This is a genomic window from Xanthomonas sp. 3058 (assembly GCF_014199765.1).
GTDB classification, from domain to species: Bacteria; Pseudomonadota; Gammaproteobacteria; order Xanthomonadales; family Xanthomonadaceae; genus Xanthomonas; species Xanthomonas campestris_B.
The window spans coordinates 42,644-67,444 of record NZ_JACHOF010000010.1; the positions used below are offsets into that span (position 1 = coordinate 42,644).

The following is a 24,801-nucleotide window of genomic DNA, read 5'->3' on the forward strand; positions in this document are numbered from 1 at the left end:
AACGGCGATAATTGCGTTTCTCCCGTTTCCGCTGTGCTGCCCATGTCCGACGAACGCATCCTGCACGCGCCGCTGCGCGAACGCCTGGTTTCTGCCGAGGCCGCTGCCGCCTTGATCCAGCCCGGCGAGACCGTCGCGATGAGCGGCTTCACCGGCTCCGGCTACCCCAAGGCGGTGCCGATGGCGCTGGCGCAGCGCATCGAAGCGGCGCATCTGCAGGGCCAACCGTTCCAGATCAAGTTGATGACCGGCGCCTCCACCGCACCGGAACTCGATGGCGCGCTGGCCAAGGCCGAGGGCATCGCCATGCGCATGCCGTTCCAGTCCGACCCGGATGCACGCCAACGCATCAACGCCGGCACCCTGGACTACATCGACATCCATCTCAGCCACGTCGCCCAGCACGTGTGGTTCGGTTTCTACGGGCAGATCGATACCGCGGTGGTGGAAGTCTCGGCGATCCGCGCCGATGGCAGCCTGGTGCCGTCGACCTCGATCGGCAACAACAAGACCTGGCTGGACCTGGCCAAGAAAGTGATCATCGAGGTCAACGATTGGCAGCCGGCCGGCCTGGACGGCATGCACGACGTCTATTACGGCACCGCGCTGCCGCCGCATCGCAAGCCGATCCCGCTGCTGCATGGCGACGACCGCATCGGCGAGCCCAGCCTGCGCTGCGATCCGGACAAGATCGTGGCGGTGGTGCGCACGCATGGCCCGGACCGCAACAGCCCGTTTGCCGCTGCCGACGCAAGCAGCGAACGCATCGCCGAACACCTGATCGAGTTCCTGCGCCATGAAGTGAGCAAGGGCAGGCTGCCGGCCAGCCTGCTGCCGCTGCAATCGGGCGTGGGCAATATTCCCAATGCGGTGCTGGCGGGGCTGGCACGCAGCGGCTTCCGCGAGTTGGAAGCGTTCACCGAAGTGATCCAGGACGGCATGCTCGCGCTGCTACGCGATGGCGTGCTGCGCTACGCCTCGTGCACCGGTTTTGCGCTCAGCCCGGAAGGCAACGAGGAGTTCAAGCGCAATATCGATTTCTATCGGCAACGCATCGTCATGCGCACGCAGGAGATCTCCAACCATCCGGAACTGGTGCGCCGGCTCGGCTGCATCGGCATGAACGGCATGATCGAAGCCGACCTGTATGGCAACGTCAATTCCACCCATGTGATGGGCAGCCGCATCATGAACGGCATCGGTGGCTCCGGCGATTTTGCGCGCAATGGATTCCTGTCCATTTTTTTGAGCCCCAGCACCGCCAAGGCCGGCAGCATCTCGTCGATCGTGCCGATGGTCAGCCATGTCGATCACACCGAACACGACGTCTCGGTGATCGTCACCGAGCAGGGCTTGGCCGATCTGCGCGGACTCACGCCCAAACAACGCGCGCGCCAGTTGCTCGATCACTGCGTGCACCCGCGTTATCGCGATGCACTGGAAGATTATGTAGCGCGTGCCAATCGCGACAGCTACGGCAAGCACACCCCGCATCTGTTGACCGAAGCGCTGTCGTGGCATCAACGCTGGTTGGAGACAGGCGACATGCTGGGGTGATCGCGCGCGTTGCAGCTGCCCGATCATGCCGCGCTCTGTGCACCTGATCGTCGTGCCGGGCAGAGTGCGCAGCTTCTGTTGCCCTTGCGAGTGCGCCGCTTCGTTAGTAAGCATGCAATCTTAGATGGCTGTCTTCCGCCGTACCCTCACCCAAACCCCTCTCTCGTCAGGAGAGGGGCTCTCACCAATCACGCAGCTTCAGCAACCCGCCTTGCGCGACGCGTACGCACCGCTGTCGCCAGACGCTCCAACACCTGCACCGAAGTGTCCCAATCCAGGCAGCCGTCGGTGATGCTCTGGCCGTAGGTCAGCTCGCACCCTTGCACCAATTCCTGACGCCCGCCGACCAGGTGGCTCTCCACCATGACGCCGACGATGCGGGTCTCGCCACCTTCCAGCTGTCTGGCGATATCGTCGATGACCTTGGGCTGGTTCTCGGGATTCTTGCCGCTGTTGGCGTGGCTGGCATCGATCATCAACCGCGCCGGTAAACCGGATGTAGCGAGGATCTGGCTGGCCGATTCCACATTGGCCGCATCGAAGTTGGGCACCTTGCCGCCACGCAGAATCACGTGGCAATCCGGGTTGCCCGCCGTCGCCGCCACGGCAGTGTGGCCGTCCTTGGTCACCGCAAGGAAATGATGCGGGTGCGAGGCTGCGCCCACCGCGTCCACGGCAATCTTGACGTCGCCACCGGTGCCGTTCTTGAAGCCCACCGGGCACGACAACCCGGAGGCCATTTCGCGATGCACCTGGCTTTCGGTGGTACGTGCGCCGATCGCGCCCCAGGCCACCAGGTCGGCGATGTACTGCGGCGAGATGATGTCGAGAAATTCAACGCCCGCCGGCAGGCCAAGGTTGTTGATGTCGCGCAGCAGGCCGCGCGCCACCCGCAGGCCCTTGTTGATCTGGAAGCTGCCATCCAGGTCCGGGTCGTTGATCAGGCCCTTCCAGCCGATGGTGGTGCGTGGCTTTTCGAAGTACACCCGCATCACGATCTCCAGCGCGTCGCCGAACTGCTCGCGCAGCGGGCGCAGGCGGTGCGCGTAGTCCATCGCCGCGACCGGGTCGTGGATCGAGCAGGGCCCGATCACCACCGTCAGGCGGTCGTCGCGGCCATGCAGGATCTCGTGCAGCGCGGCACGCGCAGTGGTCACGGTTTCGGAGGCACGCTCGTCGCAGGGCAGCAGCGACAGCAGCTGCGAGGGCGGTGCAAGGGCTTCGATCTTGCGGATACGCAGGTCATCGGTCACAGGCGGCATAACAGTGTCTCGGTGGGCGGTGTTGCATCAGGGAGCCAGGCGAGGCGGCAACAAAAAAGCCGCCAGTGTGCGCTGGCGGCTTTTCGGGAATGCTGCTGAAGTTTCCTTCAGGGTGAGCGCAATCCGTCCTCCGCCAGCGGCATCGGAAAACCGTAGTACCAAAAATAAAACGGGCTGCGGGGTGCGTTCATTGGATGCATTGATAACACGCGCGTTTCGACGCTGCCACTGTTTCATCGGCAACGGAACGTTGCAGCGATGTCATCGGGCAGGAGCATGCCGGCTGCTGTTAGACCCGCGCTGACCGTTTCCGCGCAAATGTATCGCCCCCAAAAGGCTTCATGGACCTGATGACATTGCCGCGATTTGCATAGTCCTGAGATGCATGCGATCGGGTTCGACTCGAACGCTCAGCATGCCGAACAAGCGGCTGATTCGGCTGCGCTCGATGCAGCTGGACACGCTTTTCGCAAGCCTCGACTTCGATCTCGACCGGGCCAATCTGATGTCGAAGCATCACTGCGGACAGAGACGTTTAAACCAGCCCGGCCCTTGTATTTCCGCAAGCGCTCTCTATGCCGTGCACCCTGCGAGTATCGTTTCATGACTCAGCGCTCAGGCGCCCTGAAAATCGCTTAAATTTCATATAAATCAGCCACATGGGAATCATCCCTGGGCAAGAAATCGTTTTATATATTGTTTCAGCAAGCATGTCTGCATGTATCGCACCCACCTCCACACTGCACCACACGCCACGGCGACACCGCCGTGGCGTGTGGTGCATCACCGACGTTCAATCAGAACGTAAACACATACTCTGCCGCCACTTCGCGGCCGATCGGGTTGAACAAGGTGGTGTTGTAGAAGCCGTAGCCGTAGAAGCGCTCCTTGTTCTCGTAACCCACTTCGTTGAACACGTTGTTGACGTAGAAGTTGACCTTGGCGTGGTCGGTGATCTTGTAGCCGGTGCTGAGGTTCCAGTAGATCGCCGGGCCCACGCGGCCAAAGTAGCGCTTGCTGGTTTCGCCCAGATGCACGTTGGCGGTGTCGGTCACCAGGCATTGGTCCGACGCGCTGGGCTGGTAGCCATCGTCGAAGCGCGCGCAGGTGCCCCAGTTGACCGCGCGCATCGAGCCGAGCCGGCGGAAGTACACCGTCCAGTCCCAGGCGCCGCCGTTGTCCCAATGCACGCTGCCGCGTACGCGGCTGCGCACGCGCTCGTCGCGGCGGTTTTCGTCGCTGTCGGTGCGGTAGATCTGCTCGCGATAGGCGAGCAGGTTGTTGTAGTCCAGCGACAGCTGGAAGTTGCCCCAGCTGGCAGTGGCAAGGCGATATTTCAGCGATGCGTCGATGCCGGAGGTTTCCATCTGCGCCAGGTTGATCGGGCCGCGCTCGATGCTGGCGATGGTGCCGTCGGCATTGCGCAGCACCCGCGAGGTGATGGTGTCGCAATAGCCGGCGCCGCCGGGATTGTTCCAGGCGCCGCCGCTGACGGTGGTGCCGGTGCGGCAGCCGGCTTCGGCGGACAGGATCTCGTCGCGGTCCAGATCCTTGATCATTTCCTCCAGCTGGATGCGGTAGTAATCCACACTCAGCGACAGCCCTTGCGCGATGTCCCACACCACCCCGCCGGTGAACGAGCGGCCGGTTTCCGAGCGTAGATCCGGGGTGCCGCGCCGATTCACATCTACGGTGTAGTAGATGTTGTTGTTCTCGTCGTTGCAGCCGCCGGTGACGGACGCGCCGCTGGCAATGCAGCGGTACTGATCGATCACGGTCTGGTTGGTGGAGCTGGGTTCGCCGAGCACGTAATGCATGTCCGGCGCGCGGAAGCTGGTGGCCAGCGTGCTGCGCAACAACAGGCTCTCGACCGGGCGCCATTCCAGCCCGGCGCTCCAGGTGGTATCGCTTTGCGTGCCGACATCGGTGGCGATAGCGGCCGACGAGCGATAGTTGCCATAGCGGTCGTAGCGACCGGCCACATTCGCGCTCAACGTGGACAGCAACGGGATCTGGAATTCCAGGCCGGCCGAGCTGCGCACGCGTTCGCCGCCGCCGCTATCGACCACGTCCACCGGGTAGCACGCGTTGGCGCACGGGTCCGGCGACAGTTGATAGCCCTGCTTGGCCACTTCGGCCACGGTGGCGAAGCGGATCGGTCCGGCCCAGCCCTGCACCAGATCGCCACTGAGGCTGAAACTGGCCTGATTCACCCACGAATACGCGGCGTTGTGCGATTTGGCGACCAGGTCGTCGTATTGGTTCGACGACAGCGGCGCGTATAGGCGCGCTTCGTTGATCGCGTAGATCGGGTTGCCATCGGCGCCGGTGCCAAGCGGGCTGCCGAGGAAATAAGCGGTGGCACGCGCGGTATCCACGGTGCGGATGTATTCGTCCACGGTGTAGCGCGAGCGGCCCACGCTCAACTCCCAATCGAAGCGGTCGGCCCAGACCCCGCGCAAGCCGGCGCTCAAATCCCAGGACTGTTCCTTGTTGTAGTTGGCCAGCCGGTCCCAGCCGCCGGCTTCGCGCCGGGTGAGCTGACGGATCAGGTTCAACGAGCGCCCGGTGGCCGCGTCCTGGAACGGGCCCAGATACGCGTACGGCGGGTCGTAGGTCCAGCGCCCGATGCTGCGGTTGGCCGACAGCGTGGCCCAGGCTTCGGTGTGTTCGCCGAACTTCCAGGTGCCGTAGAGATAGGCCGAATAATCCTCGCTGCCGGTGACCAGGCCCCAGTCGCCGTAATCGCGCGCCACGCCGCAGTAATTGCCGGCATTGGTCAGCGCGCCGCTGTTCTGGTCGTAGCTGAGCCGCTGCGCATCGACGAACTCGCCGCCGAAGCGCGCGCAGGTGCCGGCCGGCGGCGCCAGGCGCTGGTTGGTGTTGGCATCGACCAGGCTCAAACCAGTGAACGGATTGAAGCCGTACAGCCGGTTCTGGCCGGTCCAGTTGGAATAGGACATGTCGTCGGAGTCGTCCATTTTGGGGCGGTCGCGCCCGCTCAACGGATCGCGCCGGGTGGCCTGCAGTGCGTAGGTCAGGCTCCAGTTCTCGCCGGTGCGCCCACCTGCCCACGACACGTCGAAGCTGTCGCGCCCACCTTCAGTGGCGGTGCCGCCACGCAGCCGCACCTGGTCGCCCTGATAGTCGCGCTTGAGGATCACGTTGACCACGCCGGCCACCGCGTCCGAGCCGTAGATCGCCGAGGCGCCGCCGGTGAGGATCTCGATGCGCTCCACCGCCGCGGACGGGATATTGCTGTAGTTGGAGAAGTTGCTTTCGCCGCCGTACGGCAGCGGGTAATCGGCCACGCGGTGGCCGTTGACCAGCAGCAGGGTACGGCCCGGCCCGAGGTCGCGCAGATTGATCGGCGAGGCGTTGGGTGTGTGCGAGCCCCATTGCGTATCGGCTTCCACCGAGCCCTGCTGATTCATGCTGTTGAGCACGTCGTAGACGGTGGCAAACCCTTCCTGCTGGATCTGCTGCGCGGAGATGGTGACCACCGGCTGCGCGCCTTCGACCTGTGCGCGCTTGATACGCGAGCCGGTGACGCTCACCGCATCCAGGGTGGAGGTGGCGCGTGGCGACTCCGGCTCGGTTTGCTGGGCAACGGCCGACGACGCCGCGGCGGCGGTCAGGACAAGGGACAAGGAAATCGACAAGGCAAGGCGATGGCTGCGGCAGTTCATAAGATCCCCGGGAGAAGCCGGCCATGGCCGGCGTGGCAATGCGCTGCAACGACGCCCGCCAGCGATGCACTGCATCGCTGCCCCTTGTCCGGCGGCCCCCTACCGCGCGGCGCAAGCGCCTGCCCTGCGACGCTATGACCGCCATGACATCGGTGTCAAGGGGCTGTCATGCAACTGTGCGCCGGATGACGGCCTTGCAGGCGCGACAGTGCCGACACGCTTGGGTCCGTCAGGTGCCCGAAGCCCGCGCGCCATTGCGGCAGGCCACGCGTCGCAGGCGTGTTCCGCCGCCCCGCGCACAAAAAAACCCCGCCTTTCGGCGGGGTCCTTTTTTGAGGCAACAACCGATGGGGCTGGATCAGAAATCCATGCCGCCCATGCCGCCCATGCCGCCACCGCCGCCGGGCATCGCCGGCTCGTCCTTCTTCGGCGCATCGGCCACCATGGCTTCGGTGGTGATCATCAGGCCGGCGATCGAGGCTGCGTTCTGCAGCGCCGAACGGGTGACCTTGGTCGGGTCCAGGATGCCGAACTCGACCATGTCGCCGAACTCGCCGTTGGCGGCGTTGTAGCCGTAGTTGCCGGTGCCTTCCTTGACCTTGTTCAGGATCACGGACGGCTCTTCGCCGGCGTTGGCCACGATCTCGCGCAGCGGGGCTTCCATGGCGCGCAAGGCGATCTGGATGCCGTGGGTCTGGTCTTCGTTGGCACCGGTCAGGTTACCGACGGCCACCAGCGCACGCACCAGGGCCACACCGCCGCCCGGGACCACGCCTTCTTCGACGGCTGCACGGGTGGCGTGCAGGGCGTCTTCGACGCGGGCCTTCTTTTCCTTCATTTCGATTTCGGTCGAAGCGCCGACCTTGATCACGGCAACGCCGCCGGCCAGCTTGGCCACGCGTTCCTGCAGCTTCTCGCGGTCGTAATCGGACGAGGTGTCCTCGATCTGGGTCTTGATCTGGCCAACGCGGGCTTCGATCGCGGCCGAGTCGCCGGCGCCGTCGATGATGGTGGTGTTCTCCTTGGAGACCTGCACCTTCTTCGCGCGGCCCAGGTCCTTGATCGTGGCCTTCTCCAGCGCCAGGCCCACTTCCTCGGAGATCACGGTGCCGCCGGTCAGCACGGCCATGTCTTCCAGCATCGCCTTGCGACGGTCGCCGAAGCCCGGTGCCTTGACGGCCACGACCTTGACGATGCCGCGGATGGTGTTGACCACCAGCGTCGCCAGCGCTTCGCCTTCGACTTCTTCAGCGACGATCAGCAGCGGCTTGCCGGCCTTGGCCACGCCTTCCAGCACGGGCAGCAGGTCGCGCACGTTGGAGATCTTCTTGTCGTGCAGCAGGATGAACGGGTCGTCCAGATCGGCCGACTGGCTCTGCTGGTTGTTGATGAAGTACGGGGAGAGGTAGCCGCGATCGAACTGCATGCCCTCGACCACGTCCAGCTCGTTTTCCAGGCCCGAGCCTTCTTCGACGGTGATCACGCCTTCCTTGCCGACCTTCTGCATCGCTTCGGCAATGATGTTGCCGATCGATTCGTCCGAGTTGGCCGAGATGGTGCCGACCTGGGCAATCGCCTTGTCGTCGGTGGTGGGCTTGGAGATGTTCTTCAGCTCGATGACGGCGGCCTTGACGGCCTGGTCGATACCGCGCTTGAGGTCCATCGGGTTCATGCCGGCGGCCACAGCCTTGGCGCCTTCGCGGATCAGGGCCTGGGCCAGCACGGTGGCGGTGGTGGTGCCGTCGCCGGCGTTGTCGTTGGTGCGCGACGCGACTTCCTTCACCATCTGCGCGCCCATGTTCTCGAACTTGTCAGCCAGTTCGATTTCCTTGGCGACGGAGACGCCGTCCTTGGTGATGGTCGGCGCGCCGAAGCTCTTCTCGAGCACGACGTTGCGGCCCTTCGGGCCCAGGGTTGCCTTGACGGCATTGGCGAGAACGTTGACGCCACGAACCATGCGGGTACGTGCGTCTTCACCGAAACGAATGTCTTTAGCAGCCATTTGTTGTAACTCCGGAATTTGGGATTGAGGATTAGGGATTGGCTAGAGCGGGGGTCGGGGGAGATCCGGGATCAGCTGCGCCAAGCGCAGTGACCAATCCCGAATCCCCACTCCCGACTCCCGCGGGCAACGGCTATCAGCCGATGACCGCCAGGATGTCGTCTTCGCGCAGCACCTTGTACTCGACGCCTTCGGACTTGTAGCTGCTGCCGGCGTACTGGCCGTAGATGACCTTGTCGCCAACCTTGACCACCGGCGCGCGCAGGCTGCCGTTGTCCAGGGGCTTGCCGGCGCCGATGGCGACGACTTCACCCTTGGTGGACTTTTCCTTGGCGGAGTCCGGGATCACGATGCCGCCGGCGGAAACTTCGTCGGCTTCGATCGGCTTGACTACAACGCGGTCGTGAAGCGGCTTGATGCTCATAGAGAAAGACCCTCTTAAGTGTTTGATTGGTCTGGAAATTATCGGCGATGTTAGCACTCGTATGTGACGACTGCCAGCACAGCGCGCGGAAAAAACCCGACAGAGCGGGTGCGGGCCAGAGATTGTGCTGCGTGGGCCGCTTTCAAGGGCTGGCGATAAAACTTTTTCGCCGGTCAGCCCGAGCCGGCAGCGACGGGCAGCGACACAATCCTGCGCAGCGCCCGTCGGCACAGGCGCGCATCGCGCGCTCCGAACCGACATGGCGGCGCGGTGCATTGCGCACCGGGCCAACAGCCGGCACGCGCCCGGCCGTGCGCGCAGCCGTGCGTGTCGGCTGACCTAAAAGTGGAACCAGGTTCCATCGATTGTCATGCACAGGCTCTAGAGTCGGGACCGCACTACCCCGATCACAAGGAGCTGTCGATGAGGTTGCTGGCCCACGTTCTTCCGCTGACCTGCGCCATCGCGCTGGTCGTCCCCACCGCCCACGCGGCGGTCTTCATCAACGAACTGCACTACGACGACGCGGGCGCCTCCGGCGACAGCGGCGAAGCGGTGGAAGTGGTGGCCACTGCCGGCGAATCGCTGAGCGGCTACCGCATTTATCTCTACAACGGCAGCACGCCGGGCGCGGCCACGGTCTATGCCAACACGGCAGTGCCGGCCGGCAGCCTGGTCAGCTGCGGCAGCCAGGCGCGCGTGGCCACGGTCAGCTACGCCAGCAACGGCGTGCAGAACGGGCCCAACGACGGTGTGGCGCTGGTGGACCCGAGCGGGCAGCTGGTGCAGTTCCTCAGCTACGAAGGCAGCATCACCGGCAGCGGCGGCCCGGCCGCCGGCGTCACCAGCCAGAACCTGCCGGTCAGCGAGAGCAACAACAGCGCGGTCGGCAGTTCGCTGCAATTGACCGGCACCGGCAGCAGCGCGGCCAACTTCAGCTGGGCCGGCTCGTCGGCGCAGACGTTTGGCGCCTGCAATCGCGGCCAGACCTTCAATGGCAGCGGCGGTGGCGGCGAAACCGGCGCGGCACCGTCGATCACCAGCACCACCCCGACCCAGGGCGCGACCGGCTTCCCGGCTGCGGGTGATCTGGCAGTGGACTTCAGCGAGGCGGTGACGCTGAGCAGTGGCGCCTTCGCGCTGAGTTGCGCCAGCTCCGGCAGCGTGCCGCTGAGCTATCCCACCAGCGGCACCCGCTTCAGCCTGTCCACCAACACCGCCCTGGTCGGTGGCGAGCGTTGCAGCCTGGCCATCACTGCCAGCGCCATCCGCGATGCCAGCGGGTTGAGCCCGGCCGCCAACCAGGCCATCGCCTTCACCGTGGCCACGGCCAGCGGCGGCGGCACCGGCTACTACTCGCGGGTCAATACCGCCAATGCCGGCCAGTTGCGCTGCTCGCTGCATACGGTCATCAAGGGCCACACCGTGTATCCGTACAGCGGCTCGGGCACCAGCACCTGGACCATCCTGGAGATGGCCGACGAGGATCCCAACAACAGCGGCCGGATCCTGGACGCCTACCGCAACCGCAGCTACGCCAAGGGCAGCGACCGGGCCGGCACCGGCAGCGGGCTCACCTACAACCGCGAGCACACCTGGCCCAATTCGCTGGGCTTCGGCAGCGCCAGCGGCGACAAGGGCCTGCCTTACGCGCCTTACACCGACACCCACATGCTGTATCTGACCGACACCGCCTTCAACGCCGACCGTGGCAACAAGCCCTACGCCACCTGCACCAGCGGCTGCGGCGAGCGCGCGACCGAGGTCAACGACGGCAGTGGCGGCGGCAGCGGGCGTTACCCGGGCAATTCCAACTGGGTGCTCACGCCCGACGGCAATGGCGGCACCTTCGAGGTGTGGGGCAAGCGCAAGGGCGACATGGCGCGCGCGGTGATGTACATGGCCATCCGCTATGAAGGCGGCGCCGATGCCGCGACCGGCCAATCCGAGCCAGACCTGGAGCTCACCGACGATCGCAGCAAGATCGTCAAGACCTCCGCCTCGCCGGCCTACATGGGCCTGCTGTCCACCCTGCTAGCCTGGCACCAGGCCGACCCGCCGGACGACGCCGAGCGCGCCCGCAACGAGGTGATCTTCAGCTTCCAGGGCAACCGCAACCCGTTCGTCGACCACCCCGAATGGGCCACCTCCGGGCTGTTCACCTCGGCCAAGCCGGCCAGCTGCCAGTTGGCCAACTGAGCTCACCCGGCCCGGCGCGTGCTGCGTCGGGCCGGAGAATGTGGCCGCCTGCCGCTGGCCTGAGCGACGATCACACCCGCGTCCTGGTCGCGCAACGCCCGCGGCCATTGCGCAACGTCTGCCCTCGCGCGCATGCAGCCTCGCGCCTGCAGCGTTGTCACCGTGCGCGCTTGCTCGCGCACCTTGCACGCCCGCGCGCAGGGCCGCCCGAGCATCGGCATCTGCGTTTCGCCCCTCCGACGTCGGTGTCCCAGCTGCAGCGACGGCGGGACGACCGCCGGGCGAAGTCAACGCCCTATTCCGGAATGCCGGCTCGATCCTGCGCGAGCAGGGGGATTACACTGCCGCGCTAAGATGAGTACCCCGCCCCTCCATGTGTTGTTCAGCACCTGTCCGGATGCCGACAGTGCCGATCGCATCGCGCACGCCCTGCTCGACGCGCGGCTGGCCGCCTGCGTCACCCAGCTGCCCGGCGCGCAGTCGCTGTACCGCTGGAACGGCGCGATCACGCGCAGCCAGGAAGTCCTGCTGCTGATCAAGACCTGGGAAGATCGCCTGCCCGACGCCATCGCGCGGCTGCAGGCCCTGCATCCGTATGAACTGCCGGAGGCCGTCGCTGTCCAAGCCAGCGCCGGGCTGCCGGCCTATCTCGATTGGGTCCGGGCCGAAACCCGCAAGGAATCCTGACGTCCATGAAGTCTCTGTCCCGCTGGATCGCCCGCTGCGCACTGCTGGCCGCACCGTTATTCGTCGCTGCGCCGACGCTGGTGGCACCGCTGCCGGCGCGCGCCGCAGTCACCGAAGCCGACCTGCTGCCGGTGGATCAGGCCTTTACGCTGAGCGCCACTGCCGCCAGCCGCGACAGCATCGCGCTGCGCTGGAAGATCGCGCCGGGCTATTACCTGTATCGCCACCGCATCAGCGTCAAATCCGGGCAGGGGTTTACCGCCGGCGAACTCACGTTGCCGGAAGGCGAGAGCAAGCGCGACGAGTTCTTCGGCCAGGTGCAGACCTACCGCCAGCAACTGCAGGCCACGCTGGCCGGCAAGGCCGAGCCGGGGGTGCAGACCGCCGTGCTGCAGGTGCAATACCAGGGCTGCGCCGATGCCGGCGTGTGCTACCCGCCGCAACGCCGCGAACTGCGCGTCACCCTGCCCACCGCCGCGTCCCCCTCAGCGCAACGCGAGAACCTGGGCGCGCTGGTGCCACGCGCACCGGCAGGCCCGCGCCTGTTCGGCAGCGCCGGCCAGGGCGCTGGCGTGGACGCGCTGCCGTTGCCCGCCGAGCAGGCATTCACCTTCGAAGCCATCGTCGGCGATGGCAACAGCCTGCTGCTGCGCTTCACTCCCGCCCCCGGTTATTACATCTACCGCGACCGCACCTCGCTGGCGCTGGAAGGCGCCAGCGGCGTACGCACCGGGCTGCCGCGCTGGCCGCAAGGCAAAGCGCACCGCGACGAACACTTCGGCGATGTGGTGGTGTATTTCGACCAGGCCGAAGTCACCTTGCCGCTGCTGCGCGAGCGCCCCGATCCGGCACGCGTCACGCTGGTGGCCACCTTCCAGGGCTGCCAGACCGACGGCATCTGCTACCCGCCGATGACCCGCCGCGTGGCACTGGAATTGCCGGCCGGCACGGTGTCGCCGCAGAACCAGGCGCAGGCCGCACCGCTGATGATCTCGCCGCTGGCGGCTGGACAGGCGCCGGTCGAACCCGCGCCTGCGCCAACGCCCGCCGCCGGCACCAGTCCCGCCGCAGACGCCTCGGCCGAGAACCCGCAACGCACCCAGCCACCGCAGACCGAACAGGGCCTGCTGGCGATGCTGGTGCTGGCGATGCTCGGCGGACTGGTGTTGAACCTGATGCCCTGCGTGTTGCCGATCCTGTCGCTGAAAGTGCTGGGCCTGGCGCACAGCGGCGAAAGCCGCAGCCACGCGCGCAGCCACGCGATCTGGTATTCGCTCGGCGTGCTGGTGTCGTTTGCGGCGGTCGGCGGGCTGGTGATCGGCTTGCGCGCCGCCGGCCAGGCCGCCGGCTGGGGGTTCCAGCTGCAGCAGCCGTGGTTCGTCGCCGCGCTGGCATATCTGATGTTCGCGGTGGGCCTGAGCCTGTCGGGTGTGTTTACGCTGGGCAGCAACCTGGGCGGCATCGGCCAGTCGCTGGCCGCGCGCAATGGTCCGCTGGGCGATTTCTTCACCGGCGTGCTGGCCTGCGTGGTGGCCAGCCCCTGCATCGCCCCGTTCATGGGCACCGCACTGGCGTATGCGTTCACTGCGCCTGCGCTGCTGGCCATGCTGGTGTTCCTGGCGCTGGGCCTGGGCCTGGCGCTGCCGTTCCTGCTGATCGGTTTCATTCCCTCGCTGGCGCGGCGCCTGCCCACGCCCGGCGCGTGGATGGAAACGCTCAAGCAGGTACTGGCGTTCCCGATGTATCTCACCGCGATCTGGCTGCTGTGGGTGCTGGGCAAGCAGCGCGGCGTGGATGCACTGGCCGTGATGCTGGTCGGCACCACCCTGCTCGCCTTGGGCCTGTGGTGCTTCGAGCGCAGCCGCTGGAACAGCCACCGCCTGGGCATGAGCCTGGCTGCGGTGATGCTGGTACTGGCCCTGGTGCCGGTGGTTGCGGTTACCCGCCTGCGCCTGCCGGCGGCTGTCGCCACCGAAGGCGCGGCCACGTTCTCGCCGCAACTGCTGGACCGCTTGCGCGCCGACAATCGCGTGGTGTTCGTCAACATGACCGCCGACTGGTGCGTGACCTGCAAGGCCAACGAACGCAACGTGCTTGGAGGCGCCGAGTTCCGCGACGCGCTGCGCCGCGTCGATGCGGTCTACATGAAAGGCGACTGGACCAATGTCGACCCGGCCATCAGCACCTTCCTCGACCAGCACCAGGCGGTCGGCGTGCCGCTCTATGTGGTCTACGGCCCAGGCGCACCGCCGGCGATCCTGCCCACGGTGCTGACCAATGCGATTACCGAGGATGCGTTGCTGCGGGCAGCGCGGTGAGCCGCGTTTCGAGATGCGGGCAAGGATGTGGTGCTCTACGACAGCATCGAGGGCGGCACACCAACCCGGGCAACGACACCCAGGCTACGCATGGCGCTGCCCTGATTTAGGTCGTTTCCATGGCGGCATTGCCGCTGCGGAGCGCAAGCTGATCCGGCGACCGACGGCGAGCATCCGCTTGCCGTTTGTGGTCCCGGCAGACACGCCAGCGGCGACCGGCGGCATCGCTGGCGGCGGGACTTGCGACACTCCACCTCGCCCACTGCCCCAGCATGCCACCCGGACGGTCGACCATCGCGCGAGGTGGCGCGATCAACGACGCGAACGACGAACTGCTGCCGGCGGCACAGAACCCTGACGCGTAGCAGTGGAGGATGCAGGCATCCGGACCGGCAACGCTGCCGGCCTGGCCGTGTCGCCCAGTGGCCGCGCCCCAGCGCATCGCGTCTGACTCCATGACGATGCGCAGCCGCGTCACGCACGGCAGGCGAAGGACCTTCGCAACCGGACCTGTTCTGCCCCGATGCCCACCAGCACTCGCACCGGTCGCAACCACCGGGCATTTTCAATCGCCCGTTTAAAACACGCATAACTTCGCCTATCTGGACAGCATCGGCCACATCGCGCAGACTTCTGGCCTTTCCGCTCTGCTGGATGTCATGGCCCACCTGCTGCTGCTGCATGGCCCCAACCTCAATCTGCTCGGTACCCGCGAGCCGGAGGTCTACGGGCGCACCACGCTGGCGCAGATCGATGCGGCCCTGGTCGACCGCGCGCAGGCGGCCGGGCATACGCTCGCCTGCCTGCAATCCAATGCCGAGCATGTGCTGGTGGAGCGCATCCATGCCGCACGCGAGGACGGTACGGTCTACATCCTGATCAACCCGGCCGCCTTCACCCACACCTCGGTGGCGCTGCGCGACGCGCTGCTCGGCGTGGGTCTGCCGTTCGTGGAAATCCACCTGTCCAATCCGCATGCGCGCGAGCCGTTCCGGCACCACAGCTATCTCAGCGACAAGGCCGACGGCGTGATCAGCGGCTTTGGCGCAGACAGCTACCGGCTGGCGCTGGAAGCGGTGATCGCGCGCCTGGAGCGCGACGCATGAGAGCTGCAGCACCGACACCGACGCCCACGCCGGGCGTCTGACCCCATCCCGCCGGTGCCCACCGGCACTCCCCACCGATTCACCTTATGAGGCCCGTATGGATCTCCGCAAAATCAAGAAACTGATCGACCTGCTCGAAGAGTCCAATCTCGCCGAAATCGAGATCAAGGAAGGCGAAGAAAGCGTGCGTCTGGCGCGCGTGCCCAAGGGCACGGCCATGATGAGCGCTCCCATGCAGCAGTACGCGCCGGCCCCCGTCGCGCAGGCACCGGCCGCCGCCACCATGCCGATGCAGTCGCCCACCGAGGCCTCCACCGGCGGTGCCAAGCAGGCCGCTGCGTTGCCGGAAGGCCACGTGCTGCGCGCGCCGATGGTCGGCACGTTCTACACCTCGCCTTCGCCGGACAAGCCGGCCTTCGTCACCGTCGGTCAGCAGGTCAAGGCCGGCGACACCCTGGCCATCATCGAGGCGATGAAGATGTTCAACCCGATCGAAGCCGACATCTCCGGCACCGTCGTGGCCATCCTCGGCGAAACCGGCCAGCCGGTGGAATTCGATCAGCCGTTGTTTGTGATTGGCTGAAGCGCGGGGATTAGGGAATCGTGATTCGGGATTCGCAAGAGCGACCGCATGAGCGCCTGACGGTATGGCGCGACGCGATGTCGCTTGTCGAAACCATCTACCGCCTGAGCCACGACTTTCCTGATTCCGAACGCTTTGGACTGACGGCACAAATGCGACGCGCGGCGATCAGCATTCCGTCCAACATCGCCGAAGGCGCCGCGCGGCGCTCCACGGCCGAGTACCTGCGCTACCTCTCGATGGCGCGCGGTTCGTTGGCGGAGCTGGACACCCAACTGCAGATTGCAACCCGGCTGCAGTTTGCTGCACCGGATGCGGTAATTCTCGACCTGTTGAATCGCACATTTGCCAAGCTCAATGCATTGATCCGCACGCTGGACGAATCGCGACATGTCCGCGAGACCGGCGCCTTCTACGAATCCCCACTTTCGAATCCCCAATCCCATGCTAGATAAAGTCGTCATCGCCAACCGAGGTGAAATCGCGCTGCGCATCCTGCGCGCGTGCCACACGCTCGGCATCCGCACGGTCGCGGTGCATTCCACGGTCGACCGTAACCTCAAGCACGTGGCCATGGCCGATGAGTCGGTGTGCATCGGCCCGGCCGCCTCCAGCGACAGTTACCTCAACATCCCGGCGTTGATCGCCGCGGCCGAGGTGACCGATGCGCAGGCCATCCATCCCGGCTACGGCTTCCTGTCGGAAAACGCCGACTTCGCCGAGCGCGTGGAAGAATCCGGCTTCATCTTCATTGGTCCCAAGGCCGACACCATTCGCCTGATGGGCGACAAGGTCGAGGCGATCCGCGCGATGAAGGCCGCCGGCGTGCCGTGCGTGCCCGGTTCGGGCGGCCCGCTGGGCGACGACATCGTCGCCAACACCAAGGTGGCGCGCGAAATCGGCTACCCGGTCATCATCAAGGCCGCCGGCGGCGGCGGTGGACGCGGCATGCGCGTGGTGCATTCGGAGGCGGCGTTGAAGGCTGCGATCGAAACCACCAAGTCCGAAGCCAAGGCCGCTTTCAGCAACGATCAGGTCTACATGGAGAAGTTCCTGGAAAATCCACGTCACGTGGAAATCCAGGTGCTCGCCGATGGCCAGGGCGGCGCGATCCATCTGGGCGAACGCGATTGCTCGATGCAGCGCCGCCACCAGAAGGTGGTGGAAGAAGCGCCGGCACCGGGCATCACCGAAGAACTGCGCGCCGAGATCGGCAAGGTGTGCGTGGATGCCTGCATCCGCATCGGCTATCGCGGCGCGGGCACCTTCGAATTCCTGTTCGAAGGCGGGCGCTTCTACTTCATCGAAATGAACACGCGTATCCAGGTGGAGCACCCGGTGACCGAGCGCATCACCGGCATCGACCTGGTGTGCGAGCAGCTGCGCATCGCCGCCGGCCACAAGCTCAGCATCAAGCAGAGCGACATCGTGCTGCGCGGACATGCGATCGAGTGCCGCATCAACGCCGAAGACCCGGAAACCTTCATGCCCAACCCGGGCCTGATCACTGCCTTCCATCCGCCCGGTGGCCCGGGTGTGCGGGTGGATACGCACATCTATGCCGGCTACAAGGTGCCGCCGAACTACGACTCGATGATCGGCAAGTTGATCGTGCACGGCCCCGACCGCGAGACCGCGATCGCGCGCATGCGCGTGGCGCTGAGCGAGATGGTGGTGGATGGCATCAAGACCAACATCCCGCTGCAGCAGCGCATCATGCGCGACAAGGGCTTCCAGGCCGGTGGGCAGAACATTCACTATCTGGAAAAGCGCCTGGCCGAGCGCAAGAACAAGTCGATCGCGCTGGTCTGATCGCAAGCCGCAAGTCACGAAAAAGCCCGGGAAACCGGGCTTTTTTTATGCCACTGAAACACGAACCCGATTACGCCGTGTTTCATGTGACCGTGTGTTCCCGCGCGCGGATAGGCAGGCATGCACGCGACAGCGACGCGCACGATCCACCGCCCCATGTTCGTCACCGCAAGACGGGGTTCTCCCTACCGTCTACGCGACGGCCGACGGCGCGCGGCATGCCGACAACGTATCGGTCATTGCAACTGGCCGCCAACGGCAGGCGCGGATCGTTGCCGACCACCACGCGGGATAGCCGCAGCAACAGATGCACCGTTGCCGCCAGGTTCGCCAGCGACACCTGGCGACATGAGCGCTGACGCTCCTGGCAGCATGCCCTGGTGGTTCGGCGTGCATGATGCCCCTGCAGTGGTACCGCATCGACGAAAACCGGCAGCGCGGACGCACGGCGCAGGACGACCTGCGAGGGTCGCATCGACGTTCGCGCCAGGCGCTGGAGGTGGCCGCCCGGCACTCCCCCCACTGGCACGCGCAGCGCAAGAAAGCCCCGGCCCAGCAGTCCGCCTGCACGAATGGTCTACGATGCACGCTTTCGAATTGCCTAGCCGCCACGATGCCGTTTCTTGAACTGACCCTGCCCTGCTCCGATGCCACCCAGCCCCGTTTCCAGAATGCGCTGGACGATGTGGGCGCGTTGGCGGTGACCCTGCTCGACGCCGATGCCGATACCAGCAACGAGCGCGCCATCCTCGAACCCGGCGTGGGCGAAACGCCACTGTGGAACACGCTGGTGCTGACCGCGCTGTTCGATGGCGACAGCGATGCGCTGGTGTTGCTGGCCGCGCTGGAAGCGTTCGATCCCGGGCTGGACTGGAGCCAGGTGGCGTTTCGCAGCGTGCAGGACGACGACTGGGAACGCGCCTGGATGGATCAGTTCAAACCGATGCAATTCGGCACGCGCACCTTCATCGTGCCGTGGAATCACGACCTGCCCGAGGCTGCGCAGGCGCCCGACGCGGCGGTGGTGCGGCTGGATCCAGGCTTGGCGTTCGGTTCGGGGACGCATCCGACCACCGCGCTGTGCCTGCGCTGGCTGGACGGCCTGGCTGGCAACGGCCAGCTGCAGGGCCGCAGCGTGCTCGATTTCGGGTGCGGCTCCGGCATTCTCGCGGTCGCCGCGTTGAAGCTGGGCGCGACCAGTGCAGTGGGCGTGGACAACGACCCGCAGGCGCTGCTGGCCACCGCCGACAATGCCGCGCGCAATGCGGTGGAGACGCAACTGACCGTGCATCTGCCGCAGGACGAGCCGGTGCAGACCTACCCGGTGGTGGTGGCCAACATCCTGGCCTCGGCGCTGGATACGCTGGCCGACACCCTGGCCGCCCGCGTGGCGCCGGGCGGGCGGATTGCGCTGTCTGGCATCCTGCACGGCCAGGAGGACGCGTTGCTGCAGCGCTACGCGCCGTGGTTTGAGCAACTGCGCTGCGAACGCGACGAAGACTGGATGCGCATCGACGGCGTGCGCCGCGCCTGACTCGCTGCACCCTCAGCGCGCCGGCCGGCCGGCGCGGATCTGCGCGGTGGTCAACGCATCGGCCGCGCTGATCGCCCGCAAGCGGGTGACCGCCTGCCAGCCGTCGCGCTGCAGGGCCGCGTTGCGCCAGCGCCCGGCGTGTCTGGCGGCATAGACACGTAACGCCAGCTCGGCCAGCAGCAGCGCCGCCCAGGCGGTGGACGCCCACCCCTGCGTGCCGGCCAGCGTCACGCCGCCGGCCAGGCCCAACAACAGCATGCCCGAAGCCAGCAGCCGCCAGTGCCGGTAACGCAGCGCCCAACTCCGCGGCGCCAGTCCCGCTGACCAATGCATGCCCTCACGCACCGCCATCCAGTCCGCATTGCGCCGCCAGACCAGGTAGCGCGCCGCGCCGTGGAAGCGACTGACGCCCGGGTCCAATGGCGAATGCGCAGGCCACGGGGCGGTGGGTGGAGCCCCTGGTGCCGCGGGATCGGAGTGCGCGGCACGGGATTTGGAAGTGGCTGGCTCGACCATGAACATCCTCCTTGAGTTCGTTGTGATGCTGTCGTCATTGACGGCAGGACAGTATCGCAAACATAGAGCGATATGAAAGTAATACGAACTATGAAGCAGGGCTTCTAGAGCTATATCTCCCGGCCCGTCCCCCCACCATCGGTGCCGTGTGAGCAAGCTGTACGAGCGAATACGAGAAGCCCGCAGCCTCACCAAGCTCACGCAGGAAGCGCTGGCCGGGGAGTTGGGGGTGACGCGCAGCGCGGTCGCGCAGTGGGAGATGGCCGAAGGCACCGCGCCGTCGGTGGAGAACCTGATCGGGCTGGCCAAGCGCAGCGGCATGGCCTTCGAATACCTGGCCACGGGCCGAGGTGAGCGCACGTTCGGCCCGCCGGTATCGGCCATCGCCGAAGAACCCGCCCAATATCGCCGCCTGGACGACCAGCAACGCATGCTGCTGTCGCGTTTCGACACGCTGGCACCGCGTCAGCGCAGCGGGTTGCTGGATCTATTGCTGGCGGAGGGGAAGACGCGGCGCAGGCGCTGATTCGGGATTCGGGATTCGGGATTCGGGATTCGGGATTCGGGATTCGGGATTCGGGAATCGGGAATCGGGAATCGGGAATCGGGAATCGACGGCAGCGTGTCTGATTGGTGGGCGATTGCAAACCGGCGTTGAGTGCATCGTTGGCTGGGGTGTACCCATGCGGTGGCCGATGCATGCGTGCGTGCGTGCAGTGTCGGGTGCGGCCGCTGCGCCCCCCGGGTTCGCCCAGCGGCGTGCACGTGGTTGAATAGCGCTCTTCTCGCTGCACGCCTGCCGATGCCAGAGACTCCGCCACCGCGCCGCCCCCTTGCCACGTTCCTGCGTGCGACGCCGGCCGCACCATCGCTGATTCCAACGCCGGTGGTGCCGCCCGTCCACGCGCCGGAACAGCCGCTGCCGGTGACATCTGCAGACCTGCCACCTGCACCCTCGCAGGAGCCGGCTCCTGCACCGCTGGCGCCGATCGTTGCCGCGCCAGCGACGCCTGCGGGCAGGCCGCCACACATCGATGCCGCCACGCCCCGTCGCGATGGCCTGGACGCGTCGGCGTCGCTCGATTCCACTGATGCTTCGCCGTCGCCCGCGCCACCGCGCGCTGCAGCCACGCAGGGCAGCGAACACCCGCGGCCGGCGGCCGCTGCCACGGCGATGGACGCAGCGCCGGCCACCTCGAGCACGCAGCAGCCCGATCACGCCCCGGCTGCCAATGCCGCCCCGGCCGATGGCCTGCCCCCGGACACCGCAGGCCCGGCCACAGCGACGGTGGCTCAGCTCACGCCTCCTGCCGCGCGCGGCATGGATCACGCATCCGACGTCCACGCTGGGGCAGCGTCCGGGATCGCGGCGCAACACGCGTCCGCCAACACCGCAACGGTCGCTGGCGCCGTCGCCGCCTCCAGCGCCTCGACCGCAGCGCACCTTCCGCAACGGCCGCCGGCCGTCGCCGCGCCCGCTTTCGCAAGACGTGGTCTCGGCCGCCCGCGGCTACGTGCCAGCGCAACGCAGTGGGCGGTGTTGTTCGGGCTGCTGGGCGTGCTTGCCGTGCAGATCGTCATTGCCGACCGCGCCCACTTGGCCGCCAACGCACACTGGCGGCCATTGGTCGGTGCGGCCTGCCAGGCATTGCGCTGCACGTTGCCGGCGTGGCGCGAGCCGGCGGCGCTGACCCTGCTCAACCGCGAGGTGCGCCCGTTGCCGGGCGTGCCCGGTGCACTGCAGGTGCAGGCCAGTTTCCGCAACGACGCGCGCTGGGCGCAGGCCTGGCCGTGGCTGCAGCTGTCGCTGTCCGACGCCGATGGGCGGGTGATCGGCACGCGGGTGCTGGCGCCACACGAGTATCTGGGCCAGCCGCCGGCCGCGCAGGACACGCTGGCGCCAGGCCAGGCGGTGCAGGTGGCGTTTTCCGTCCGCGAACCGGCCGCGAGCACCGCCGCCTTCAGTTTCGAGTTCCGTTGAGCCGACGCGACGTGCAACGAATGGCCACATGGGCGTGGCGACCTTTGAGGTCACGCGCTAGACTCACTCCCCCTCGCCGGCCACGCGTCCCGGCTTCGTGACACTGGGAACCTCCTTTGAACGCAGCCCCCTCTCGTCCTGACACCAGTCGTGGCGCCCCGAAGTCGCCTCTGCGCGAACACGTGGCCCAGTCCGTCCGCCGTTATCTGCGCGACCTGGACGGCAGCGATGCGGACGACGTCTACGAAATCGTGTTGCGCGAGATGGAGATCCCGTTGTTCGTCGAAGTGCTCAACCACTGCGAGGGCAACCAGAGCCGCGCGGCGGCGATGCTGGGCATTCACCGGGCGACCTTGCGCAAGAAGCTCAAGGAATATGGGCTGACCTGAGGGCGGGCATCGGAGCCGGGCACTCGCAGGCGCGGTGTCGCGTCGCTGGCAGTCCGGCACGCAGGGCATCTGCCATTCGCCGGAGCCACGTTTCTGATCGGTTGTGCCTTGCGCATGCCGGGGCACGTCCCGCTGTCGATGCGTGCCCAGCGTGGGCGTGTTGGCTGCACGCGTGATGATGCGCTTCTGGTCGTGCCTGCGTGATGCCACGCGGGCTGGCGCCGTCGCCGGGTTCGCTGCACAGCGTGGTCGAACGCATCCGGTCAGGCCAACTGCCGCATTCGGCAGTTGGCCATCGCAGACCTGGATCAGCGACGCCGATGGCGTGCCTGCGCCGCCCTGCTCAGTGGGGCGATTGCGCGGCGGGCGCATGATCGGCTGCAGACGCCGGCCCGCCGTCATGCTCAAGCACGATCGTATCGAACGGTTCTTCGAACGGGTCATCGAATTTTTCGACCACGTTCCTGTCGTCATCGACCTGGTAGGCGGTGTCGGCCTCGACCCCTTCCTCGCCGGTCTTGGCGATGATGTTGGTATAGCGCTTGCCGTCCCAGCATCGGAAGATCAATACCGAGTCTTCGCCGCCGGTCAAGGTGGAGCCCAGGCTGCCGATCAACCTGCTGTTGGCTCCGGCGGTCAGGATGCTGTTCTTGCCGGCCGTCAGCTTGCTGCGGTCGCCGGCCATCAGCGTGCAGTCATCGCCTGCGGTGAGCTTGCTGCGGTCTCCGGCAGTGAGGTAGCTGTTGCGGCCGGCCAACAGCTTGCTGCGATCGCCGGCGATCTGGGTGCTGTCGGCACCGGCGATCAACTTGCTGCGATCCCCCGCCGTCTGGATGCTGCCCATGCCGGCGATCAGCGTGCTGCGCGAACCGGCGGTCTGCGAACTCAGTTTGCCGGCGATCAGCATGCTCCGATGTCCGGCGATCTGGGTGCTTTCGTGCCCGGCGATCAACGAACTCCCATAGCTTGCGATCTGATTGCTGCCATAGCCGGCCGTCAGAGAACTGCGCACGCCGCTGGTCAACGTGCTGCCATACCCGGCGATCAGCGAACTGTCTTGGCCTGCGGTCTCGGTACTGCCGTAGCCGGCGGTCAACGAGCTGTTGTCCTGTGCAGTCAAGGTGCTGCCGTAACCGGCCGTCAGCGTGCTGTCACCACCGGCGGTCTGGCTGCTGCCGTAGCCGGCGATCAGGGTGCTGGAGAACCCGGCGATTTCGGTGCTGCCGTAGCCGGCGGTGAGCGTGCTGTTTTCCAGCGCGGTCAGCGTGCTGCCGTAGCCGGCGGTGAGGGTGCTGTCGTAGCCGGCGGTCTGGGTGCTGCCGTAGCCGGCGATCAAGATGCTTTCATAACCGGCGGTGGAGTTGCTGCCATAGCCGGCGGTCAGAATGCTGCCATGTCCTGCGGTTTGCGTACTGCCGTAGCCGGTGGTGAGCCAGCTGATTTCCTGCGCCGTCTGGGTGCTGCCGTAGCCGGCGGTCAGGGTGCTCTCGTAGCCTGCGGTCTGGGTGCTGCCATAGCCGGCAATCAGCGAACTCTGGAAGCTGGCGGTGGAGGTACTGCCGTAGCCGGTGATCAGCCAGCTGCTGCTCTGCGCGGTCTGGGTGCTGCCGTAACCGGCCGTCAGTGAACTGTCGTAGCCGGCCGTCTGGGTGCTGCCATAGCCGGCGATGAGCGAACTGTCCGGGCCGGCCATCGATGAACTGCCGTAGCCGGCGATGAGCGAACTGCTCTCCTGGGCGGTCTGGGTGCTGCCATAGCCGGTGGTGAGAATGCTCTTGTAACCGGCCGTCTGGGTACTGCCGTAGCCGGCGATCAGCGTGCTGTCGTGACCAGCGGTGGAGGTGCTGCCGTAGCCGGTGGTGAGCATGCTGCGCTCCTGCGCAGTCTGCGTGCTGCCGTAGCCGGCGGTGAGCATGCTTTTGAAACCCGCCGTCTGCGTGCTGCCGTAGCCGGCGATCAGCGAGCTGTCCGAGCCGGCAGTGGAGGAGCTGCCATAACCGGCGGTGAGCACGCTGCCCTCCTGCGCGGTCTGGGTGCTGCCGTAGCCGGTGGTCAGGATGCTCTTGAAGCCCGCCGTCTGCGTGCTGCCGTAGCCGGCGATCAATGAACTGTCCGAGCCAGCGGTGGAGGTGCTGCCGTAACCGGCGGTGAGATCGCTGCCGCTACGGGCGGTCTGCGTGCTGCCATAGCCAGCGGTCAGCGAACTGTCGCCACCGGAGGTCTGCGTGCTGCCGTACCCAGCGATCAAGGTGCTATCGGCACCGGCAGTGGAGGTGCTGCCGTAACCTGCGGTCAGATCGCTGCCCTTGCGCGCGGTCTGGGTACTGCCATAGCCGGCGGTGAGCGAGCTTTCGCCGCCGGAGGTCTGCGTGCTGCCGTAGCCGGCAATCAAGGTGCTGTCGGCACCGGCAGTGGAGGTGCTGCCATAGCCGGTGGTGAGGTCGCTGCCGCTACGCGCGGTTTGTGTGCTGCCGTAGCCGGCAGTGAGCGAACTGGCGTTGCCCGAGGTCTGGGTGCTGCCGTACCCGGCAATCAGCGTGCTCTCGCCACCGGCCGTGGAAGTGCTGCCATAGCCGGTGGTGAGGTCGCTACCGCTACGCGCAGTTTGCGTACTGCCGTAGCCGGCAGTGAGCGAACTGGCGTTGCCCGAGGTCTGGGTGCTGCCGTAACCGGCAATCAGCGTGCTCTCGCCACCGGCCGTGGAGGTACTGCCATAGCCGGTGGTGAGATCGCTGCCGCTGC

At 66.4% G+C, this 24,801-nt stretch carries 19 protein-coding genes and 1 pseudogene; 12 read left to right on the forward strand and 8 right to left on the reverse strand.

The window, feature by feature from the left end; translation table 11 throughout:
• The first annotated feature begins 42 nt into the window (after nt 1-42).
• Nucleotides 43-1,557, forward strand: coding sequence for an acetyl-CoA hydrolase/transferase family protein (locus GGR61_RS13555; protein ID WP_184621985.1), 1,515 nt, complete (start codon nt 43-45; stop codon nt 1,555-1,557).
• A 188-nt stretch (nt 1,558-1,745) separates the two neighbouring features.
• On the opposite strand, the gene GGR61_RS13560 is transcribed toward GGR61_RS13555, so the two are convergent.
• The 5 genes from GGR61_RS13560 to GGR61_RS13580 all read right to left on the reverse strand — a co-directional run bounded on the left by GGR61_RS13560 (nt 1,746) and on the right by GGR61_RS13580 (nt 8,934).
• Nucleotides 1,746-2,819 carry a 3-deoxy-7-phosphoheptulonate synthase gene (locus tag GGR61_RS13560; protein WP_184621986.1) on the reverse strand — a complete coding sequence of 358 codons (1,074 nt, stop codon included), beginning with the start codon at nt 2,817-2,819 and terminating at the stop codon, nt 1,746-1,748.
• A 27-nt stretch (nt 2,820-2,846) separates the two neighbouring features.
• Nucleotides 2,847-3,056: a hypothetical protein gene (locus GGR61_RS13565; RefSeq protein WP_184621988.1), complete on the reverse strand. Its 210-nt coding sequence runs from the start codon at nt 3,054-3,056 to the stop codon at nt 2,847-2,849.
• Between the two features lie 560 nt (nt 3,057-3,616).
• The gene (locus GGR61_RS13570; protein WP_260287840.1) at nt 3,617-6,508 is read right to left on the reverse strand and encodes a TonB-dependent receptor; all 2,892 of its coding nucleotides are present in this window, start codon (nt 6,506-6,508) and stop codon (nt 3,617-3,619) included.
• Between the two features lie 358 nt (nt 6,509-6,866).
• A complete protein-coding gene (groL, locus tag GGR61_RS13575; protein WP_184407798.1) occupies nt 6,867-8,510 on the reverse strand; it encodes a chaperonin GroEL in 1,644 nt (547 codons plus the stop codon).
• Between the two features lie 136 nt (nt 8,511-8,646).
• The gene (locus tag GGR61_RS13580) at nt 8,647-8,934 is read right to left on the reverse strand and encodes a co-chaperone GroES (protein WP_003483210.1); all 288 of its coding nucleotides are present in this window, start codon (nt 8,932-8,934) and stop codon (nt 8,647-8,649) included.
• Nucleotides 8,935-9,357: 423 nt separating this feature from the next.
• Here GGR61_RS13580 and GGR61_RS13585 point away from each other — a divergent pair, with 423 nt between their 5' ends.
• The 8 genes from GGR61_RS13585 (at nt 9,358) to prmA (ending at nt 19,173) form a co-directional block, all read left to right on the forward strand.
• Nucleotides 9,358-11,133 carry an endonuclease gene (locus tag GGR61_RS13585; RefSeq protein WP_184621990.1) on the forward strand — a complete coding sequence of 592 codons (1,776 nt, stop codon included), beginning with the start codon at nt 9,358-9,360 and terminating at the stop codon, nt 11,131-11,133.
• A gap of 354 nt (nt 11,134-11,487) precedes the next feature.
• The gene (gene cutA, locus GGR61_RS13590; RefSeq protein WP_184407800.1) at nt 11,488-11,820 is read left to right on the forward strand and encodes a divalent-cation tolerance protein CutA; all 333 of its coding nucleotides are present in this window, start codon (nt 11,488-11,490) and stop codon (nt 11,818-11,820) included.
• A gap of 5 nt (nt 11,821-11,825) precedes the next feature.
• On the forward strand, nt 11,826-14,138 hold the full coding sequence (locus GGR61_RS13595) for a protein-disulfide reductase DsbD (protein ID WP_184621992.1): 2,313 nt from the start codon (nt 11,826-11,828) through the stop codon (nt 14,136-14,138).
• A gap of 659 nt (nt 14,139-14,797) precedes the next feature.
• Nucleotides 14,798-15,244 carry a type II 3-dehydroquinate dehydratase gene (gene aroQ / locus GGR61_RS13600; protein ID WP_184407802.1) on the forward strand — a complete coding sequence of 149 codons (447 nt, stop codon included), beginning with the start codon at nt 14,798-14,800 and terminating at the stop codon, nt 15,242-15,244.
• Between the two features lie 97 nt (nt 15,245-15,341).
• Nucleotides 15,342-15,827 (forward strand): acetyl-CoA carboxylase biotin carboxyl carrier protein, encoded by a 486-nt coding sequence (gene accB / locus GGR61_RS13605; RefSeq protein ID WP_184407803.1) that lies wholly within the window; start codon nt 15,342-15,344, stop codon nt 15,825-15,827.
• A gap of 20 nt (nt 15,828-15,847) precedes the next feature.
• Nucleotides 15,848-16,282: a four helix bundle protein gene (locus GGR61_RS13610; protein WP_184621994.1), complete on the forward strand. Its 435-nt coding sequence runs from the start codon at nt 15,848-15,850 to the stop codon at nt 16,280-16,282.
• A complete protein-coding gene (gene accC, locus GGR61_RS13615) occupies nt 16,272-17,639 on the forward strand; it encodes an acetyl-CoA carboxylase biotin carboxylase subunit (protein ID WP_184407805.1) in 1,368 nt (455 codons plus the stop codon). The genes GGR61_RS13610 and accC overlap by 11 nt, the downstream gene beginning before the upstream one ends.
• Before the next feature lie 613 nt (nt 17,640-18,252).
• The gene (gene prmA, locus GGR61_RS13620) at nt 18,253-19,173 is read left to right on the forward strand and encodes a 50S ribosomal protein L11 methyltransferase (protein WP_184621996.1); all 921 of its coding nucleotides are present in this window, start codon (nt 18,253-18,255) and stop codon (nt 19,171-19,173) included.
• Between the two features lie 12 nt (nt 19,174-19,185).
• Here prmA and GGR61_RS13625 read toward each other — a convergent pair whose 3' ends face one another.
• Entirely contained in the window at nt 19,186-19,689 is a 504-nt protein-coding gene (locus tag GGR61_RS13625; protein ID WP_184407807.1) for a hypothetical protein, read from the reverse strand.
• Between the two features lie 148 nt (nt 19,690-19,837).
• Here GGR61_RS13625 and GGR61_RS13630 point away from each other — a divergent pair, with 148 nt between their 5' ends.
• The 3 genes from GGR61_RS13630 (at nt 19,838) to fis (ending at nt 22,059) form a co-directional block, all read left to right on the forward strand.
• On the forward strand, nt 19,838-20,215 hold the full coding sequence (locus GGR61_RS13630) for a helix-turn-helix domain-containing protein (protein WP_184407808.1): 378 nt from the start codon (nt 19,838-19,840) through the stop codon (nt 20,213-20,215).
• A gap of 276 nt (nt 20,216-20,491) precedes the next feature.
• A complete protein-coding gene (locus GGR61_RS13635; RefSeq protein ID WP_184621998.1) occupies nt 20,492-21,670 on the forward strand; it encodes a DUF3426 domain-containing protein in 1,179 nt (392 codons plus the stop codon).
• Nucleotides 21,671-21,786: 116 nt separating this feature from the next.
• On the forward strand, nt 21,787-22,059 hold the full coding sequence (gene fis / locus GGR61_RS13640; RefSeq protein WP_002804983.1) for a DNA-binding transcriptional regulator Fis: 273 nt from the start codon (nt 21,787-21,789) through the stop codon (nt 22,057-22,059).
• Nucleotides 22,060-23,402: 1,343 nt separating this feature from the next.
• Here the strand turns inward: fis and GGR61_RS21185 are convergent.
• Both GGR61_RS21185 and GGR61_RS21190 read right to left on the reverse strand, forming a co-directional pair.
• Nucleotides 23,403-24,164, reverse strand: a complete 762-nt coding sequence (locus GGR61_RS21185) for a hypothetical protein (RefSeq protein ID WP_326520631.1) — start codon at nt 24,162-24,164, stop codon at nt 23,403-23,405.
• A 147-nt stretch (nt 24,165-24,311) separates the two neighbouring features.
• Nucleotides 24,312-24,374: pseudogene (locus GGR61_RS21190) on the reverse strand (hypothetical protein); the annotation flags it as partial.
• Nucleotides 24,375-24,801 lie beyond the last annotated feature (427 nt).

Excerpts from the sequence above, each read along its gene's own strand:
- GGR61_RS13555 (WP_184621985.1), top strand. The coding sequence starts at position 43 with ATGTCCGACGAACGCATCCTGCACGCGCCGCTGCGCGAACGCCTGGTT.
- GGR61_RS13560 (WP_184621986.1), bottom strand. The coding sequence starts at position 2,819 with ATGCCGCCTGTGACCGATGACCTGCGTATCCGCAAGATCGAAGCCCTT.
- GGR61_RS13565 (WP_184621988.1), bottom strand. The coding sequence starts at position 3,056 with ATGAAACAGTGGCAGCGTCGAAACGCGCGTGTTATCAATGCATCCAAT.
- GGR61_RS13570 (WP_260287840.1), bottom strand. The coding sequence starts at position 6,508 with ATGAACTGCCGCAGCCATCGCCTTGCCTTGTCGATTTCCTTGTCCCTT.
- groL (WP_184407798.1), bottom strand. The coding sequence starts at position 8,510 with ATGGCTGCTAAAGACATTCGTTTCGGTGAAGACGCACGTACCCGCATG.
- GGR61_RS13580 (WP_003483210.1), bottom strand. The coding sequence starts at position 8,934 with ATGAGCATCAAGCCGCTTCACGACCGCGTTGTAGTCAAGCCGATCGAA.
- GGR61_RS13585 (WP_184621990.1), top strand. The coding sequence starts at position 9,358 with ATGAGGTTGCTGGCCCACGTTCTTCCGCTGACCTGCGCCATCGCGCTG.
- cutA (WP_184407800.1), top strand. The coding sequence starts at position 11,488 with ATGAGTACCCCGCCCCTCCATGTGTTGTTCAGCACCTGTCCGGATGCC.
- GGR61_RS13595 (WP_184621992.1), top strand. The coding sequence starts at position 11,826 with ATGAAGTCTCTGTCCCGCTGGATCGCCCGCTGCGCACTGCTGGCCGCA.
- aroQ (WP_184407802.1), top strand. The coding sequence starts at position 14,798 with ATGGCCCACCTGCTGCTGCTGCATGGCCCCAACCTCAATCTGCTCGGT.
- accB (WP_184407803.1), top strand. The coding sequence starts at position 15,342 with ATGGATCTCCGCAAAATCAAGAAACTGATCGACCTGCTCGAAGAGTCC.
- accC (WP_184407805.1), top strand. The coding sequence starts at position 16,272 with ATGCTAGATAAAGTCGTCATCGCCAACCGAGGTGAAATCGCGCTGCGC.
- prmA (WP_184621996.1), top strand. The coding sequence starts at position 18,253 with ATGCCGTTTCTTGAACTGACCCTGCCCTGCTCCGATGCCACCCAGCCC.
- GGR61_RS13625 (WP_184407807.1), bottom strand. The coding sequence starts at position 19,689 with ATGGTCGAGCCAGCCACTTCCAAATCCCGTGCCGCGCACTCCGATCCC.
- GGR61_RS13635 (WP_184621998.1), top strand. The coding sequence starts at position 20,492 with ATGCCAGAGACTCCGCCACCGCGCCGCCCCCTTGCCACGTTCCTGCGT.